General features: G+C 57.7%; 11 protein-coding genes and 1 pseudogene. 10 read left to right on the top strand and 2 right to left on the bottom strand.

The annotated features are described in order from the left end of the window. The first annotated feature begins 21 nt into the window (after positions 1 to 21). The 7 genes from IVA78_RS02865 to IVA78_RS02835 all read left to right on the top strand — a co-directional run bounded on the left by IVA78_RS02865 (position 22) and on the right by IVA78_RS02835 (position 11,440). Entirely contained in the window at positions 22 to 1,719 is a 1,698-nt protein-coding gene (locus IVA78_RS02865) for an ABC transporter substrate-binding protein (protein WP_247464173.1), read from the top strand. A gap of 53 nt (positions 1,720 to 1,772) precedes the next feature. Beyond that, positions 1,773 to 2,681: an ABC transporter permease gene (locus IVA78_RS02860; RefSeq protein WP_247464170.1), complete on the top strand. Its 909-nt coding sequence runs from the start codon at positions 1,773 to 1,775 to the stop codon at positions 2,679 to 2,681. Then, positions 2,678 to 3,541, top strand: coding sequence for an ABC transporter permease (locus IVA78_RS02855; protein ID WP_247464167.1), 864 nt, complete (start codon positions 2,678 to 2,680; stop codon positions 3,539 to 3,541). The genes IVA78_RS02860 and IVA78_RS02855 overlap by 4 nt, the downstream gene beginning before the upstream one ends. 105 nt (positions 3,542 to 3,646) lie before the next feature. Continuing rightward, positions 3,647 to 5,254 (top strand): ABC transporter ATP-binding protein, encoded by a 1,608-nt coding sequence (locus IVA78_RS02850; RefSeq protein ID WP_247464164.1) that lies wholly within the window; start codon positions 3,647 to 3,649, stop codon positions 5,252 to 5,254. 1,050 nt (positions 5,255 to 6,304) lie between these two features. Continuing rightward, positions 6,305 to 7,684 carry an MATE family efflux transporter gene (locus tag IVA78_RS02845; RefSeq protein ID WP_247464280.1) on the top strand — a complete coding sequence of 460 codons (1,380 nt, stop codon included), beginning with the start codon at positions 6,305 to 6,307 and terminating at the stop codon, positions 7,682 to 7,684. Between the two features lie 1,153 nt (positions 7,685 to 8,837). Continuing rightward, on the top strand, positions 8,838 to 10,334 hold the full coding sequence (locus IVA78_RS02840; protein ID WP_247464161.1) for a pentapeptide repeat-containing protein: 1,497 nt from the start codon (positions 8,838 to 8,840) through the stop codon (positions 10,332 to 10,334). A 194-nt stretch (positions 10,335 to 10,528) separates the two neighbouring features. Beyond that, positions 10,529 to 11,440, top strand: coding sequence for a pantoate--beta-alanine ligase (locus IVA78_RS02835; RefSeq protein WP_247464144.1), 912 nt, complete (start codon positions 10,529 to 10,531; stop codon positions 11,438 to 11,440). A gap of 456 nt (positions 11,441 to 11,896) precedes the next feature. On the opposite strand, the pseudogene IVA78_RS02830 reads toward IVA78_RS02835, so the two are convergent. Continuing rightward, a pseudogene (locus tag IVA78_RS02830) lies at positions 11,897 to 12,508 on the bottom strand (DDE-type integrase/transposase/recombinase); the annotation flags it as partial. A gap of 227 nt (positions 12,509 to 12,735) precedes the next feature. Between IVA78_RS02830 and IVA78_RS02825 the strand changes: the two are divergent. After that, positions 12,736 to 13,245, top strand: coding sequence for a hypothetical protein (locus tag IVA78_RS02825; RefSeq protein ID WP_247464141.1), 510 nt, complete (start codon positions 12,736 to 12,738; stop codon positions 13,243 to 13,245). 1,153 nt (positions 13,246 to 14,398) lie between these two features. Further along, on the top strand, positions 14,399 to 15,286 hold the full coding sequence (locus IVA78_RS02820) for a TauD/TfdA family dioxygenase (protein WP_247464139.1): 888 nt from the start codon (positions 14,399 to 14,401) through the stop codon (positions 15,284 to 15,286). Positions 15,287 to 16,056: 770 nt separating this feature from the next. Here IVA78_RS02820 and IVA78_RS02810 read toward each other — a convergent pair. Beyond that, the gene (locus IVA78_RS02810) at positions 16,057 to 16,500 is read right to left on the bottom strand and encodes a hypothetical protein (RefSeq protein ID WP_247464136.1); all 444 of its coding nucleotides are present in this window, start codon (positions 16,498 to 16,500) and stop codon (positions 16,057 to 16,059) included. Between the two features lie 69 nt (positions 16,501 to 16,569). Here IVA78_RS02810 and IVA78_RS02805 point away from each other — a divergent pair, with 69 nt between their 5' ends. Then, positions 16,570 to 17,040, top strand: a complete 471-nt coding sequence (locus IVA78_RS02805; RefSeq protein ID WP_346275281.1) for an ABC transporter permease subunit — start codon at positions 16,570 to 16,572, stop codon at positions 17,038 to 17,040. The last annotated feature ends 1,777 nt before the right edge of the window (positions 17,041 to 18,817 follow it).

Below are 18,817 nucleotides of genomic sequence, written 5' to 3'. Positions count from 1 at the left end.
CACATTCACCGGAGTTTGGAGATGTCTGTTATCGAACGCACGAGCCTTTGGCGTCTCGGCATCCCGCCGAACACTCGAAGAAAGCAAAAGGCGACGGCTGTCCTGTTGGCGGTCTCAACGCTCCTGCAGATCTCGATCATGGCGTGCTGCTCTGCCCAAGAGGCGTCAGCCGGCGGACCGAAACGAGGAGGCATCATTCGCTACGGGCATTTTCAAGAGCCGCCCTGCCTGTTCGGGGGATGGGTGCAGCAGTGGTATCTTCAGCGGCAGTATAGCGACAATCTGGTTGCTCGGAGGGAAGATGGAAAGATTGTGCCTTGGCTCGCAACGTCTTGGACAATCTCCGACGACAGGAAAGTATACATCTTTGAGATCAAGCCAAACGTCAAGTTTACCGACGGAACGCCTCTCGATGCACAAGCTGTTGCCGAGAACATCAACGGATGGCTCGGCAATGATCCGGATCGTCGCAATCCGACTGCCGCTCCTTACCTCGAAGACAGCTTCGAATCGGCGACAGCAATTGCCCCTCTCACGCTGCAGATAACGCTGAAGACGCCATTTCAGCCGTTGCTCAACGTTCTCGCGCAGTCCTCCCAAGGCATCTTGTCACCAACTGCGCTCAAGCGCGGACTTGCCGTGAACTGCAACAGCCCGGTCGGGTCAGGCCCGTTCATCGTGGAGAAATGGAATCACGGGCAGAACGTCGTGTTTCGCCGCAACCCGGATTACAATTCGGCACCAAGTCACGCCAAGCACCAGGGGCCGGCTTACGTTGATGGCATCAACTGGAGGTTCCTTGCGGATCAAACCGTCCGCTATGGCTCACTGCTGACGGGCGAATCTGATGTCGTCTATGATATTCCGGCAGTTGCCTGGAAGGACGCCAATTCCCGCTTCGCCGTCTTGCGGCATATAACAGGCGGTACCCCTTTACGCCTGGCGTTGTATACGGCACGGCCCCCCTTTGACGATGTGCGCGTCCGCCAGGCTTTTGCATACGCTGCTGACCGAAGAGCCGCCGTCGAATTGTCCTTCCTCGGCGCTTTGCCATTCGAGGCTAATGGAGCGCTCAGCCAGAGTTCGCCGGAATATATCAGCGGGCTCGGGCGGTCCTATGGGTATGACGTTGGAAAGGCCAATCAGCTCCTCGATCAAGCGGGTTGGACTGAACACAACAAGGACGGCATTCGCCTCAAGAATGGCAAGCCCCTCGTCGTTCGAATCTCCTATTCGAGCGCTTTTCTAAAGCCAGACGGCGAGCAGGCATTGCAGGTCATCCAGCAGCAGGCGAAAGCTGCCGGATTCGAGGTGCGCCTTCAGCCGACCAACCAGGCGGATTTCTTTGCCGGGAAGAATCTCGGTCCGGACGACTACGAGGTCGTGCTCCTCTATTGGGTTGCACCCGGCGCAGAAATCTTCCGCATTTCATGGAAGCTTGATCGGAACGGCCAGCGGAACCGCTATAATCCGTCGCGCTACCAGGATGAAGCACTGTGGAATGTCGTTCAGACAGCGGAACAGGAGTTCAACGATGGCGGACGGACTGCGCTTTATCAGCAGGCTGAACGCAATATCGTGGAGAAAGCGGCCGTCCTAGGCTTCACGGTGCTCGATGTCACATTGGCGACCAGCCCAAGGCTGAAGGATGTCTGGCTGGACCGCGGGTCGGTCGGTGAACCCGTCTTTTATGACGCTCATTTCGTCGACGTGAAGTGATGCGTGTGAATAGCGCAGCTCATGTTCGGATAGGCTGGCTTGCGGGCAGGTTCGTGTCCGCTGCGACTGTGGTGTGGCTAGCTGCGACCTTCACGTTCCTTGTTCAATGCCTGATGCCCGGCGACCGCGCCCAGATCATCATCAACATGGCGAGTGGCAACGTTGGAGAGGCCTCTCCAGCAGAGCTCGCGGCGGTCAACGCAAAGTACGGCTTTGATCAGCCACTCGTTCTGCAATACGGCAAATACATATGGGGCATCCTGCATGGGGACCTTGGCTTGTCATACCAGCAGCATCGGCCGGTCCTTGACATCATCGCAGAACAGATTGGGCCAACCATCATTCTGGCGGTTGCGGCGCTCATTGCGGCATGGGTCATCGCGGTTCTGACGACCGTCCTCATCGCCGGCCAAGACAACATGTGGTCAACCTTGCTCAGCGGAATACAGGTGTTCCTGGCGACCGTGCCGCCCTACTGGCTGGCTACAATCCTCCTCGTTGTGTTTGCGGTGCAGCTTCGCATTGTCCCGGTCATCGGGGGCAATTCCCCGATCGGGCTCGTTCTTCCAACGATTGCGTTGGCTTTGGAGTTGTCAGGATTCCTCGGGCAAATCGTTCGCAGCGAATTCACGCGTGTCCTCGAGCAGCCATTTGTCATCTCGGCGCGGGCACGAGGTATGGGTGAACTCGGCGTCAGGTTTCGCCATGTCCTGCGTCATGCAGCGTTGCCCGGCATCACTTTATCAGGCTGGGCGATCGGAAAGCTTCTTTCCGGTGCGATTCTGATTGAGGCGGTATTTGCGCGTCAAGGCCTTGGTGGAGTCCTTGTCGCTGCGACGTCCTCTCGAGACGTTCCAGTCGTCTCGGGGGCTATTCTGATCTCCGCCGGCCTGTTCGCCGTCACCAATATGCTCGTCGATCTCACCTACCGAATCGTCGATCCCAGGATCAAGATGACATGAGCAGGGTAGGTGACTGGAGCGCGTGTTCGCAGCTGATAGAGGCGTCGGCGATCCTCCGTCGTATTCCTCTTCGGGTTCACGTAGCTCTGATCGTTATCGGTTTCTTTATTGTCGCGGCAATCGCGCCGAGTCTGCTGCAGACGCACGATCCGCTCGCGATCGATTTGACGGCACCATTGCAAGCTCCCTCATTCGCGCACTGGTTCGGAACGGACCAATCAGGCCGGGATATTTACTCCCGAATTGTCGAAGGAGCAGGCCAGTCACTCACCATCGGGCTTGGCGCAACTGCGCTGAGCATCGGCGTTGGGCTGGTTTTTGGCATCATTGCCGGCGTTGTGGGTGGCGCGCTCGACAATGTTCTCAGCCGGCTTTTGGACGTGCTGTTCGCACTTCCCACGCTGTTCCTCGCGCTTCTGTTCGTGAGCTTGTTCGGTCCATCGGTGCTGACCCTCGTTATAGCGGTCGGAGTTGGCACAGCTCCGGGCTATGCTCGGATGATCAGAGGACAGGTTCTGTCTGTAAAAGGGGCGCCTTATGTGGAGGCTGCCAAGGCCCTCGGCCATCCTTATCCACGTATCCTATGGCGGCATATCATTCCGAACGCGATGAGCCCGCTCACGGCGATGATGACGCTTGGCGTTGGGCAAGCGATCGTCTGGGCGGCGGGTGTTGCGTTTCTCGGTCTCGGCGTCGCTCCCCCGGCGCCTGAATGGGGCGCGCTGCTAAATGCTGGGCGAAACTATGTGATCTTCGCATGGTGGCTTGAGATCATGCCGGGCATTGCCGTGGTGTCGTTTGCTCTCGGCCTGACTGTCGTCGGACGCTATTTGCAGGATCGGCTGGAAGGAAAGATCTAAGTAATGCTCCACGTTCCTAATCGACAAGTGCCCCCGCAGGCGAACCTTCTGACAGTCGATTCACTCTGTGTCTCATTCGGGCGGGATCTTCCTGAGGGAACAGCCGTGCGCGGCGTCTCATTCTCTCTCCAGGCTGGGCGCTGCCTGGCCATTGTCGGAGGGTCCGGCTCCGGCAAGAGCGTGACTTCGCGCGCCATTGTCGGTCTTGCCGGCCGCCGGGCTCATGTCCATGCGCGTCAACTGACCTTCGCCGGCACCGATCTCACAGCTCTCGATGATCGCAGCTGGCGGCGCGTCCGCGGCAAGGAGATCGGCTTCGTTCTGCAGGATGCACTCGTCGCGCTCGACCCGCTACGCCCGGTGGGCAAGGAGATTGGCGAAGCACTGCGTCTCCATCGTGCGGTTGCATCAAGCGAGGAGCTCGAACGGCGCGTCGTCGCACTCCTTGAGCTCGTCGGGGTGCCTGAAGCAGCGGTCAAAGCCCGGCAGCTGCCGCATCAACTATCCGGTGGCCAGCGCCAACGCGCGCTCATCGCTGCCGCTCTGGCCCTCGATCCACGCATCCTGATCGCGGACGAGCCGACCACGGCTCTCGACGTCACCGTGCAGGCGCAGGTGCTGGGATTGCTGGAAGAGGCCAAGTTGCCGGGCAAGGCGCTTCTCCTGATCAGCCATGATCTGGCGGTTGTCTCCCGGATAGCTGACGAGGTCTTGGTCATGCATGAAGGCAAGGTCGTCGAGCGCGGATCGGCAGACCAGGTCTTCCAAGACCCTCAGCACACCTATACCCGCCAGCTTCTGGATGCGGTGCCCTCTGCGCGCCTGCGCGGCTCTCGCCCCGCGCGATTGCCCGCTGCTCGGGCGTGGAAGCCGCCGTTACGGTCTCAGGAGCAATCACCATCGACATTCCCTTCCGTCGTGCTCAGCGCGGCAAATCTGGTGAAGCGATTCAAAGGACCAGATGGCGTGCTGCGCACGGCCGTCGATGGTATCTCCTTTGAGCTGCGATCCGGCGAGACTCTGGGCGTCGTCGGGGAGTCCGGATCTGGCAAGTCAACGATGGCGCGATTGGCGCTGGCGCTTGACCCGCCCGATGAAGGCGCCGTTCTGTTTCAAGGTCGGGCCTGGACCACGCTCACCGAACGCGACCGCAGGGCGCGGCGCCGGGCCATCGCGGTCATTTACCAGGATCCTCTCAGCTCCTTTGATCCGCGCTGGTCTGTGGGACACATCATTTCCGATAGCCTCGCAAGCGACGTGGAGAGCAGAGACGAGCGCTATGAGCGCGTTGTCGAGCTTCTTGATCTGGTCGGACTATCCCCAGCCCTGCTGGATCGCCGGCCGCTCGAACTCTCGGGCGGTCAGCGCCAGCGCGTTGCGATCGCCCGTGCGATCGCTCCAAGGCCCGCTGTGATCGTCTGTGATGAACCGGTCTCGGCTCTCGATGTCTTGATTCAGGCGCAAGTGCTGGACCTGCTGACCGATCTCAAGGCGCATCTCAACATGAGCTACATCTTCATTTCGCATGATCTCGGTGTAATCCGCCAGCTCAGCGACCGCGTCATGGTCATGCGCCAAGGGCGCGTCGTCGAGACCGGCACCAGGGACGAGATATTCCTCAATCCGCGCACCGACTATACGCAACGCTTGCTCGCAGCAGTCCCAAGCCTTGCGCGCGGCGGGGTGGCCAATCGTTCATTCAGCCGCGTCTAAGAAGACGCCGGCATAGATGGGCTCGTTTCAATGCTCTGTGATGAACGCCGTTACGACGATCGGGCCAAGGCCTTTGGCGATTGAAGGCTCGAAGGCGCGTCCTTTAGGCGGCACAGGCGATGCGGGCAAGCTTGTTGGCGAGTGCGATCGCCAGCGCCCCCAAAGGTCACGAGCGCCGGGCGCGGAAGTACCTCATCCCCTTCTTCGGCAAGAAGGGCCTCTCAGAAATTACTGGCGTGAACGAGTACCGCATGCATCGGATTGCAGATGCCAAAGAGAGGTGGGGAAAAGCGCGACCTTCCTAGCTCGTCCTCAATGTCTTCCCATATGCTGTTGTAGTCAGTCTATTCGTGCGTTGGTGAGCGGGAGGTTGTCACATCCGCATCCGCCTGTTGGGATTCCTGCGGTGCAAGTTGCCGAGCATCTAAGCGCTTTGGGCTCGTCCATGATGCGACTGTGGGATTTGCGACTATGCTGTCGGGCCCAGGACACGTGCCCTTGAGCAAATAGCCTTTACAAGTCAAGCTCTCGTAGTTGGCACGAGCCTTGAAAAGGAGCTGTCATTCAGCATCGCATGCTCGAGGAATTGCAGTGATGGCTCACAAGATGAAGGCCTCTCAGTTCACCTATGCCGCGCACGGTTCCGTCACCGTGATCGACCAAACCAATATCGCGGTTCGCGCCGGCAGCGATCGCCCGATGCCGATGACCGACCGTTCGGCGTGCCAGCCACCTGCTGCGTCTTCTTTGCGCTTAACACGCGCCAAAAAGTCGATGCGATTGCGGAGGCACTGATCAAGTTGCTCATCAGCGGGCGAGCAGCCGTCAGACCCTAAGCCCAACGGCAGGTCTAAGCCGACGCGCGCCTCCTCTGTGAGGCGCAGCTGCCCAGGGGGGCCGCCTGTTTCCGCATCGGTAGGCCATCACGAATTCAGGGCGGGAAAGAGCATCCCTCTCGGCGGAACAACTCGTTTGCGGACGAGGCAGATCGAGCAGCAATCCATGAACAAAATAGTCGAAAGAAAACCAGGATCAGCTTTGCGATACGCAATGACGAGACGAGCGCCTGGCCAACACCTCACTAACGAGCTCAGCGAAATTGTGAAGCTCGCGTGGCCGATGGTGTTGACCCAGCTTGCGCAGGTCGCGATGATGACGACAGATCTTGCCTTTATCGGGCACATCGGGCCTGAGGCACTCGCCGCGGCCGCCCTGGCCGTCACGCTCTATCTCGTCAGCTTCACCTTTGGCGCGGGCCTGCTCGCGCCGATCGCACCTTTGGCGGCGCAGGCCTATGGCGCCGGGAATCATGCTATGCTACAGCGCGCACTGCGCACGGGGCTGTGGGCGGCGCTGATGCTATCGTTTCCGATCATCGCGTTTGCGTTTGGCGGAGAGCAAATATTGCTCGCTTTCGGTCAGGCGCCAGACGCGGCGCGGCTCGCCCAGCAATATCTGTTCGGACTGGCCTTGGGCGTGGTGCCGGCGCTATGGCTTCAGGTCATCCGTAATTTCATGAGTGCGGTCAATCGGCCGGAGCCGATCTTGTGGATCACACTGGCGGCTATCCCCCTCAACGCCCTGCTCGTGTATCTGCTGGTCTATGGGAAGCTCGGGCTGCCGCGGCTTGAGCTGTTCGGGGCCGCGCTTGCGAGCACGTTGGTGAACTGTGCGATGTTCCTGGCCGGTTTCTGGTTTGCCACGATGCGTCGTCCTTTCCGTGACTACCACGTGCTTGCAGATCTCTGGCAACTCGATTGGCCCATCTTGCGGCAGCTGATCGTGATCGGAACTCCGATTTCAATCGCCTCCCTGATGCAGTACGGAGTTTTGTCGGCTGCCGCGCTCCTGGCCGGCCTAATCAGCACCAGTGCACTCGCTGCTCATCAGATCGCGCTTCAGATCACCGTGATTACATCCATGATCGCTTTCGGCATCAGCATGGCGGTGGCCGTGCGCGTTGGCCATGCGGTCGGCCGCAACGACGGTTCCGGCATCCAGCGGGCAGGCCTTGTCGCGATACTGCTCGGTACCCTCATCGCTGCCCTGCTGACGGTTGCGGTGATCGTCGCGCGTTTTGAGATCGCCGAGCTGTTTCTGGACAAATCGGCCGGAGATGCCGACGCAACGATCGGACTGACTGCAGAGCTCCTTATCGTCGCAGCGAGCCTTTTTGTCACTGATGCAGCGCAGAGCATTGCGGCGGGCGGTCTGCGCGGACTGAAGGACACCCGGGTGCCGCTTCTGTTCGTCGGCATTGCCTATTGGCTGATCGGCTTCTCACTTGGCTACGTGCTTGGTTTGAAGATCGGGCTTGGTGCAATCGGTATCTGGATTGGCTTGTCAATCGGGACAACCATCTACGCGGGGCTCCTCGTCCTGCGGTTCCATCTGCTGGCGAGCAGGCGTGCTCTCAGAGCCGTCACTTGATGGCGTGAATCACGGTTATTGGCGAGTGATAATCTTAGGAATGCGAGGCTACTTACTTAGTGTGCGCTCCGCCTTCATACCGAGGCAAGCCGTTGGTTCGGAAGAAGATGCTGAACCGCGTAGTCACCAGGAGTTGCGGGCCTTTCTAAGGCACATCGAAACGAATGTGCCGGCCAACTTGGCCCCCATCTGGGCAGCACTCCACTGAAGCATCCAAGGTCAAGACCTGGCTCGCCCGATGTCCGCGCTGGCACGTTCACTTCACACCACCCATGCCTCCTGCCTCGATCAGGTCGAACGCTTCTTCACGCTCATCAACTAACGCGCCCATCCGGCACGGCCGACGTCGTAAAAAAAGCGGCAGCTTTCTCCGCGCTTGCGATTTCACGCCCCTTCATGTGGACCGCTTGTCCCAACTCCACCCTCCAGTACCTCGCGCGACTTTGTCGGCGAACTTCCGGGACGGAACTGCGTCGCCGGGATGAAAACTGAGGAACGGAAGGCGGGCGGCGATTTGTGGCTCAATGGTCCGACATCTGGAGAATGCGCGTACGTGCATCGAAGGCAACTATTACTCGATCGTCATAGAGAGCGACATTGGCTTTGCGGTCGAAGGCATAGAGAACAAGCGGGACTTGCCGTCTCGAGCGTTGCGAACCATTGTCCGGTTTGTGACAGAGACGCGAGTGCTGTCAGTTACGAAATTCTGGCGGCGTCCGCCGCGCCGTTTCTGGACACGCATTCAACGTCAATTCAGGATAGGTGAGGGCTGGCACAGACATTGCTATTGAAGTGCGTCGTAAAGGCCGAATGCAAGAATAACGACCGCATGAAATCGTGGAGGTACCCCAAGTTGCGGCTTCTTCGGTCTGCTGTCGTCACACTGATAAGTATCCGAATGGGGAAGTCGTGGGGAGATCAACTCCGTCTGCCACAACTTGCTTAGGCTTATGTGGGTGTCGGCTCGTGATGGCACAATTACAAAGGGCCGGCCAGGAAATTTACACCCTGATGAGTGATGATGCCTGTGTCGCAGAAAGAAATCCAACGAGCGCTATGGGGCGCATATCGAGGCTACCTGAAACACGCAGGCGATGCAAAATAACGCCCGCACAGGAGGCTGAGAAAGTGCGCTCGTCATCGAGAATGGAAGATGTCGACAGTGACGCAAGCCACCGATACCAATAGCCAGTTCAGAGTGCACGAGGAGCTGGGAATCCGTCCAACGACGATAAGCCAATCCTCGGCAGATGGTGACTTTGTCCGCTACTGGAGCCGAAACAGTGATCGCGCGTCCGCGTCGGCCGCGGTGAGAAAGCGAACCGAGGAAGCTATCAAGAAGACCGGCATTGGCCTGCAGCTATCCTGCGAGAACTTTAACGGTCACGATCTATCCGGATTTCCATTGCGGCGATGCATTCTCAATCGTGCGCAACTTCACGGAGCGAAGCTGGATGGAGCCGATCTGTCCGAGGCCAACCTTATCTGCCCAGGATTAGAGCGAGCAAGTTTCCGCGGAGCCAAGCTCGATTTTGCGTATATGCATGCAATTGCCGCTCAGGTCTGCAGTTTCGACGATGCAAGTTTGCGCAATCTCATCGATGCAACAGGTAGCTTGTTCCACGGATGCAGCATGAGGAGAACGCGTTTCGACAATGCAGTCCTAAGTGGCGTCCTCTTTTATCAGTGTGACGCAAGCCAGGCTGTCTTTGATGGCGCCGAACTGCAAGGATCGACCATCAATGAATGCTACCTGCCTCGCTCGTCCTTCCATTTTGCCAATTTGAGCCAGGTTACAATGACCAAGGCGCATCTCACCGGCAGCTCCCTTCTGCAGTCAAGGGGAGAGTGTCTATCGATCCTGCGCCCCACTTCGGTCGATGGTCTTGTTCTAGAGAACGCTCATCTTCCCCATTTCAGGCTTTCAAAGGCGAGCGGTCGCATCCTGGCCAAAGCGCTGGCCGCCCCCTTTTCGGATTTCAGCCTCTCAAATCTTGCAAAGGCAGAGCTTGAGGAGGCAGACCTATCTGAGGCGCGACTTCTGTCTGTGAATCTAGCCAGCGCCAACCTCGTCGGCGCGGTGCTTAACGGAGTATCTGTACGCTCTTGCCAGCTCGATGGGGCTGATCTATCTCGCGCATCAGGAGAAACCATTTCGATCACCGAGAGCACGATGCGCTACGCCCGATTGGGCGGCTTTCGTGCGCGCTGTGCGTTTATACGCGACTGCGATCTCGATGATGCAGATTTTTCACAGGCGTATCTCTATCGATCAATGATTACAGGTGATCCTCCGCAATCTATGGCCTTGAATCGCGCCAATTTCGAAGGAGCAAACCTTGTTCAGTCATATATTGCAGCAGGAATGACCGGCAGCAACCTGGAGGCCGCCCGTACCGCATATGTTCGAATGAATCAATCGTCCCTCCGCAAGGCCAACTTGAGTGGAGTTACGCCGTTCCAAGCAAGCTTTGTAAAGACTGATTTTTCGGATGCAGAGATAACGACTTTTGAACCGCCGTTCTTTGCCGACAGGTGTCCTGGGCTCCAGGCCGCTCTGGAGGGGGTGGAAGATCAGAAATACAAACCTTCAGAGTATCTGGCTGACTTCTCATCGCTAATGAGACGCGGTCGAGAGGGATCGAGCTAATTTTAGCCGAAATGCGCATGGCGATCTAGACCAGCTGTCATCCCAGAAGGAAAATGGAAGAGCACGATGCGCCCCGCTGTGGCGGCGCTCCCAGGCGCTCTTGCGCGGCCAGTGTGAGGGGTCGCTCTCACCACGCTTCCTGTCTGATCGAGCAGCCCAGCTGCTGTGTAATCAACAAGAGCGGAGCAGGAAATATGCATCTAGCGTCTCTTTCAGCTGGCAAGGCCTTCATTGCGGACATGGCAAGACGAGGTCGAACGATCGGCACAGTACATACTCTGGGTGCATTGCATCAGGGGCACGCGGAATTGATCAGAAGGGCCGCAGTCGAGAACGATGTGGCCATTGTCACGGTCTATCCGAACAAGATCCAGCTCAGCCCGGGTCCTGAATACGAGTTCAATTTGGATGATGACATTGCGCTTGCGCTAGGAGCGGGCGCTTCTGCTGTGATTTCGACGACGGACGCGGAGATGTTCCCGCCAGGATATCGAACGTTTGTGTCTCAAGGGGATTATCCGCTGCGTGCGAACGGGCCTCATGGGCTCCTCATGGAAGGTATCACCGGATGCATCCGATGGATCTGTTTCGCTCGACCATCTCGCAGTTATTTCGGCTTGAAGGATATTGGACAGGCTCTTCTCGTAAAGCGAGCGGTGGCAGATCTGCTTCTTGATTGCGAGATACGATTTGTGCCGACAGTACGATACAAGAATGGAGTGCCTATTTCGTCACGTTTGCGACACTTCAATCGTTCCGAGCTGGACGAGCTTTCGTCCCTCTTCCTGGCGCTGGACCACTTGAGAAAAGAGGCCGCGCGGGGAGTATCTTGCGCCCAAGACCTGATAGACTCGGCAAGACCGCTGATCACATTCCGACGGTTTGAATTGGAATCTCTTCGCATTATTGGCGCGGACAGCTTTGAAGATCAGAAGCAGATCGAGCTTCCCTTCATAATCAGTGGAGTCGCCCTTGGTCGCGGCCTCAGAGTGCCTGACAATATCTTTGTACCGGATCAAGATTCACTTTTGCATGGTCCTGCTGATATATGGGTCGACTTGCCCGAAAGGTGGGAGTCTGGCGATCATGCACAGGCGCGGGCTTGAAGAGATCAGCGGCGGTTCGCGCATTGGTCGCCCAATCGGCTAGGCGGCTTCGAAATGTCATTCCAACCTGCTGCCTGTCTCTGGCGAGTTGCCCCGCTCCAGCCGAAGCTCTTCGGCTTTGCGCGACACCTGGAAGTCCTTAATTGCCAATTGCTCCTCGAAAGGCTGACGGGTCTCCGGGAGGAGAGAGCCGCAAGGGACTCTGTGAGGCGAACGATGGTCCTGCCGTGCATTGATTCCGTTGACCGCAGGCCCGGTTGGCGGATCACGTGACGTTGATCGTGCTGTTCGCGCACTTCCTCTTTCGCGGCGACTTTCATGACCGAGCAGGTTGCTGACCTATACAGATCGGGGAATTGCAGCATGGGCAGAGTGTCCCCGTTGGAATGTCCCTCCAGTGAAATAGAGCTGGTCCCGGTTGTTTCCGCGTCGATAGATGGGACTGCTGCCGGGGCGTTAGGCTGCCATACGGAATGGCAGCGGGTAAAGTAGGCTTGATCCGGCGTGCTGCCGCCATGACTGGAATGGGGACGCCTACTGTTATGGAAGTTGAGATATAGGCCGATCGGGCTGCGCGCCCGGCTCACGCTGTCATAGCGGGCACATCTCCTCGTGTTTGACGTTGCTCCAGAGCCGTTCGACAAACACGTTGTCTCGCCATGCGCCGTTCCGTCCATGCTGATCGCAATACCGTTGTCGGCGAGCACGCCAGTAAAACCCTGTCCAGTGAACTGAGAGCCTGAGCCGTGTTGAAGATGTCCGGCTTGCCGGGACGAGCCAAGGAATACGCGAGCGTTCGACGCAGAAGTTCATGGTGATCGACAGTCGCCACGACAGACCGCGACGTGCTGCGCAGTCCAACACCACAGCGAGATCGGCGAAGCCAATCGCCGTCAGAATGTAGGTGATTTCCATCGCCAGACTTGGTTCGGTCGCGTAATCTCCATGACGCGCAGCAAATATGGATGGATCTTGTGGCCGGGCTCGGGTCTGGTGGCGCGCGGATGGCGATAGAGCGTCTATCCCAATCCGCCGCATCGCCGTCTTCACATGCTGGCGGCCGATCTTGCTCTCTGAGCCGTCGTTGATCCCTATGGTCGAATTGATCGAGGTACTCTCCAGCAGCATTGAGCTTCATTACACCGAGTAGTCGCTTTCCTACCGGGTCGCCTCGGATCGGAAACATGCCGATGTCACTGTGAGGCGCACCCATCCTAACAACAATCGAGGAGCTTGAATCGGCCGTAGGGTCAGGTTGTACAACACGACGGCGGGATATCCGCGGAGCATAGGCAATGAAACAGCTCTCTCTCTGTATGATACTTTATGTTGTTTGCGGACTGCTTGGGTTGAATGAGATTGCGCTCGCGGACTCAACGCGGCGCTACGGTTGCATCATAGACGGCACCGATCGAGAGCCGACAGGCGATCGGAATGGGCGCACCATTGTCAGCCTTCAATACACCTGCCGCGTTGCCGATGGTCTGTTGAAGGACGCGGGAATTACGGGACTGTCGGTCAGCCAGTGGGACAGTGAGAAAGGAAGGTACTTGGCTTCTATCGACATTTACCGTGCGCTCCACGGAATTGCGGTTGGTCAGGTGTTGGAGGGGACCGGTTCCTCTGTCACGGAGGACAACAGGGCTGTTGGCATCGCAGCTTCCGGCAAGATTGTGTTTAAGTTCGCATCCGTATCGTTGGCGGCTCTCTCACGAAGAACCGTAAAATTCACGACCAAACCCGTCAGTTCTCGTCAATTCGAGATGGAATTCACAGATTGGCCTGAAGCCGCTCACCCGAAATGACTCGCGTCGCGATAACGGTCATCTCGTTTCCGAAGGTCGAGTCGAGCTGTGAAGTCGCGATGTTTCCATTCCTGGCTCCGCGACCAAATAGGGTGGTGAAGTGGAGCTGGCACGTCGTGGCGCGTATTGGCGAACGTAAAAAGCATTTTGTGAGATACAATCAATTCCGAAATAGAACGCCAATGGAAGCCGAGACGAATTAGCACGCCTTGGTGTGCGTTGCGTGCACGGGTCACTCCGCCGAGGTCGTCCGCGGCTGGCGGTGCGGGCCGTCTCGGCTTTTCCGAGAAGAGGCTTGTCACTGCGCTCAACGTATCGGACATTTGTTCGAGCGATGCACGCCAAGTCGCGACTTAATTCAATCCTCTAGATTGGCAGCGATGTTGATATCCAAGCTATTGACACAAGTCCCAGTTCACGTTGAAGCGTTCTCCTGAAACGGAATCCCGCAAAAGGAGTGATATAGCCCGTTGTTAAACCGCAGCGGGAATTGATATCGCGGATAAGATTGATCTCTCGCTTCGGGACTGCGCGCCTGCTCCGTATGTGACAGGCGGATGAAACCGTCGCGCAAATTTACTAAATTCAATATGACGAAACAAATGTATTTCTAACGTGAAAATTGCATGTGGGAATATGATTAACTTGTGGTAGAATAGCACTGCGTAGTCGCGCTGATTGATGAGAACGCGAGTTATCCGCTTCGTCCTCATAAGCTCGAATGTACCTGTTGCGGACGTGTGAAGAGTTGCCTTCCCAAAAATATCTTTAAGCTTAGCTCCCGGACAGAGCGAACATTTCTCATCGGCGAAAAGAATGCTGGTTTCGTTTCATGGACTGGACATCTGTTGACCGTATGATTGCGATGTAAGAGCGAGGTAATCGATCATGTTGCACGTCGATCCCGGCACCGCTGCCCGTCGACTCGTCCTCCGGTCAGAGCCGATGCAAGAATCGGAGCTGTGCGCGGCGGAGCGGGTCACACGATGGTCGTGGTCTGTAGCCCAAGATGCATTGCAGCCTTTTGTGGCGAGTGCTGCAACACATTGCGACCGCGTAGGGTGCATCACCAGGCCGACTTGGGTGGCTTCTGTTGTCGGTCCCTCGACCGAGCGGTCACGCAGCTTTGTTCGCGCATCACGATAGCGAGAGAATGAGCATGAGCAACATGACAGATAACATTATCCCGCGAGCGGATATCGTCAAATCCACGGCCCGGCTCGGTGCCGAGATCAAGAACATCAGACTATCAGATGAATTATCAGACGAGATGGTCCGGGCTATTAGCCAGTTACTCCTTGAGCACAAGGTCATCTTCTTCCGTGATCAGGGACATCTCGATGATTTCGAACAGCATCGCTTTGCCCTCAGGCTTGGCTCGCTGGTAACGCCTATAGATATGAAGCCGGATCGTCGCAGCGGTCATGCGGGCCAGATGCACACGGACGTCAGTTTCGGTGACGAATGTCCGAAGATCTCGGTGCTGCGCGGCGTCGTGATCCCGCCTGATGACCGTGAAACAGTTTGGTCAAGCACTGCGGCCGCGTATCTTGATCTTCCGGAGCCGCTGCGGATGCTGGCCGACAATCTCTGGGCAGCGCACTGCAGCACCTATGATTTCACCTTGACCAGGCACTCCGCCGAGATGGATGCAAAGCAATTTGGTGATGTCTTCACCGGAACCATCTGCGAGGACGCGCGTCCGGTTGTTCGCGTCCATCCCGAGACGGGCGAGCGCTTGCTCGTGCTCGGAGAGTCCGTGAGGAACTTCGTCGGCCTGGAAAGATATGCGAGCCAGAAGCTGTTTGACCGCCTTCAATCTTACCTCGCCTCGCCCGAGAATAGCGTAAGATGGAGCTGGAAACCAGGCGACGTTGTAATCTGGGATAACCGCGCGACCCAGCGCTGCGCCATCGGAAAATCCAGTGACCGAGATGGAGTCGAGAGGCGTTCTATCGATGGCGATGTACCCCTCAGTATCGCTGGTCCTCGCAGCGTGGCGCGCTCCAAGCCAAAGCTGCAGACGGCCAAGGCTGCCTAGTGTCGCCACTGATCTGGTCTATCGCCATAGAAGGAAGTGATCTGAATTGAGCGTCACCAAGGCTCTCCTGCGCGCAATGAGGCTGAGTAGCTGATGCGTACGCCTTGGTCTGTTGTTTCCGACGTTCACGACGATGCCCCACTGAAGCTCGAATGGATTCGCATAAGGCACACGCATCCAAATTGTTGGTACTCCTTATGTTCGCCTCCGAAACCACCGCTCTCTTGCGTGCAGTTCTGAATGAAGTTTGTAGAGAACTCCCGGCTGATGAGACTGGCACCCGAACGCACGTAGCTTCGAGAACCCTCGAAGCTGCGTCACGAGGAGAGACGTCCATTGAGATCCTCAAGCAAATCGGCCAGACGGCGTTGACCAGCTCTCCGACGATGTGGCCTCAGAAGGGCTCCCACTGTGTTAATCCGGCAGCCGTGGTCGGGGTGGCGAGCTCACAGGAAACCAACATGGATTGACGATATGTGCGCGAAAAGGCGAGCTACCGCGCGACTGATCCGCAGCGACGATTGGCTCGAGATCAGGCAATTGGCTGCCTGCAAGCCAGTAGGGGCTACCGCATCAGGTGCTGAATTGAACCTCTTCGTTAAGAAGCTATTTCAGCCTCGGCGAATGATTGGTGGCCGCTATGGCTGCGGTCAAGGCGACGCATCCAAAAGCCCTCAGCCAGGCGAAGGTGCTATGAAAAGTTCATCCGCGTCACTGCTCAAGATTGACGGCGCAGGTTCGCACATCTGGTCTTGCCGAGCAGGCTCCATCTACAAATCATGTGATGTCCGCTGCGCGTGCTGCGGTCTACGCTCACGGGGCGAGTCAAACCAATAGTGATCACGAAGAGTGCTGCCCGCGTAGTCCTGACGGAACGAGCCACGTTTGCGCAGGGTCAGTTCGGTCATACGCGGGCTCACCGTATTCGGGCATCCCTCCATCTTGCTCCTCTTGCCGTTGTCGGTGAGGGAGGCGGCTCCGAATTTCGGCTTGATCGATCCGGTGTTCCTGCCGCCGTTCTCGTAGGTGACCGGCGGGCGGATGGCAGCTCCGCAAACAGAAGAATTGTACGACGACGTCTCGGCGAGCGTGCTGCGTGCCTTGAGCGGATTTCTGATGTCGGTCGCCTTGATCGTCCCGCTTGGCCTAGGCGTCGGATGGTGCGCCCGGCTCGGAAATCTCCTGAAGCAGTTCACCGAGATCTGCCAGAACACCGCATCGCTCGCGGTACTGCCTGATCTTCATCCTGTTTCTGGACATTCGCGAGCTCTCAAGATCACGATGTGATATATATATATATATATAGCTGCGCCTGGTCGCTCCTGCTCAACACGATCGCGGCGGTGAAGCAGGTCGAGCCGCTCCGGATCACGTCGGCGCGGACGATGCGCGCGCCACCGCAGCAACTGTCCGCGGTGATCCTTCCGGCGGCGCTTCCGACGATCGTCGTCGGCATTCGCCTCGCGAGCGCCTCGGTCATGCGCGTGCTCGTCGCATCCGAGATGGTCGGTGCCAAGGGGCTATTTCATCATCGACAGCCAGTACAGTTTTCGATCCCGCAGATGTATCCTCGCGATTACAGTCGCCGAGCTTACGTTCAGTGCCATCCTGCACGTGATCGAGGGACATTTCACGCAATGGAAAGCGCTGGCCTCCTTAATCCGCAGAGCTCCGATACAAGGGACAGACGAGCTCGTCGCGCCGTTCTCGAACCCGGCTCTGGATATACCAGCCATGTCACCCACGGTCCTTGAGCGCGATCATATCAGCTGGTTGCTTCCGACGACGGAAGCGATGGAAAAAAATAGAAAGTGGGCGATTGGCCTCACTGACTGCGGGATGCGTCTGCGCCCATTCTGGCCGCACCGGAACGGTGATCGTGGCCAGTGGCACCCACGCTCGTTCGAGCGTCACCGGATCGCGCAACTGGGCGACTGTGTCGGTGCGAATGTCCAGCCACTCGAACGATCGACCATGGACAGTGACAAGCTGAGCGGGCCGGAGTGTGGCGAAATGATCTTGACGAGAAACCCTTATCACTCGACAGACTCGAATTCCATGTTCTTGAGGAGTTCAAGATGATGTTGCCAAACTGTTCAACTACGGGAAGTAGTGGCTTGACGGTCCCCGGCCGGAAGACCGCTAGAGTGGCCGCCCCATGGCACCCCGTTCCGTTCCTAGAACAGAAACGCTGTAGTGAGGGTTTCTTTGTCCAGAAAGGCTTAGTCGGCGTTATTTGCAACGGCAATACTGCCTCTGAGACAAGGATGCGTGCAGCTCCGATTGTCCTGCGGGTACGTCTGACCTTCGACGAGCTTGATGCATGCGATCTGATCTTCAGTCCGCCCACCAGCGTGGGGCGAAGTGATTGCGGCACTTCGCCCCACAACGGACGTGCTCGCCCGGCTCACTCGAGAGTGCACCGGAGTTCGTGTCGCGACATGCCGCCCTCGACGAGGCGACCACCCGCCTGGATCGAAAGTGATGAGAGCTATGCCTTCCGGTTTCTTTTGCTGGCAGAAAGCTTGGATCAGAACTGGCCCTAGTTTGGTATCCCAAACGTTTTCTGGGAAGCTCCCACTGAGCATCAGTCCAGTCGCTGTGGTGCTAGTTCGGCGGAGCAATGCCGCAGCAAGCAAGGCCGACAGAGCATAGCCGAGCCCTTGGCAAAATCGGCCTGACCTCGCAACCTGATTTCGCCGCGATCAACCCACTCGCCGCAAACAACGCGAACGCCCGCGAAAAAGGCTTGCGTGTGCAGTGCGGTCGTGTATTGTTGCAGTGCGGTAGCGCCTCGCGCGACCGCCGTCCTACTTGGGCGTTTCCTCCCTAGACTTGGGCCGCTTGTCATTCGAGCGGCCCTTTTTCTTGCCAATCAGTCACAGCATTTAGCTGGTTTGTCGATCGGCCTTCGCACTTGCGACATAGAAACCGAATTGCCTGAATCCACCATTCTTTTGCGAGCGCCTCCTTACCATGCTGGGCGCAAATCATGCTGGCGCGGAGCTTTTTTGATCCCCTAGCCCGTTTCGTTCCAGTTGCGGATTGAAACGCCAATCCTCTGGGAGATCAGGAATTCGTGCGGTCACCGGTACGCTAAAGCGCGACGGAACTCCGCGCGCAACTCACGTCGAAGAACATCCGGCAGGAGCGATCAAGGCAGGTTTCCCAATCTGCTTCCTGAGCGTGCATCACGCTGGGGCAACACAATGCGCGCTCACGAGTGGTGTCGCGTTGGTTCGCGCAATGGCCCTCGTATGCAGCGCAAAGTTCAACATGCATCTCGGTCGTGAGCAACGTAGCGCGTTGAGTTTGTCCGCCGTCCCGCTTGCCGTGCTACATCGCTCCAGATTTGCCCCAGAAGCCACCGCCCAAGCGGCTATAGCCGAATGCACGAACCGCATCTATGCGGCGAGATTCAGTTGTTCCGATGCAGCGCACGTCAGACGCTCTTAAGGCATCCGTTTGCTCGTCGAAAAGATTGCCTTCTTCAAGCACCGCCTCCTCACTGGCGCTGCTGCCGATCCCCGT

The sequence above is a fragment of the Bradyrhizobium sp. 137 genome, from assembly GCF_023074095.1.
Taxonomy (GTDB): domain Bacteria; phylum Pseudomonadota; class Alphaproteobacteria; order Rhizobiales; family Xanthobacteraceae; genus Bradyrhizobium.
Note: the sequence above shows the minus strand (reverse complement) of the source record. Positions and strands in the feature narration are given on the sequence as shown.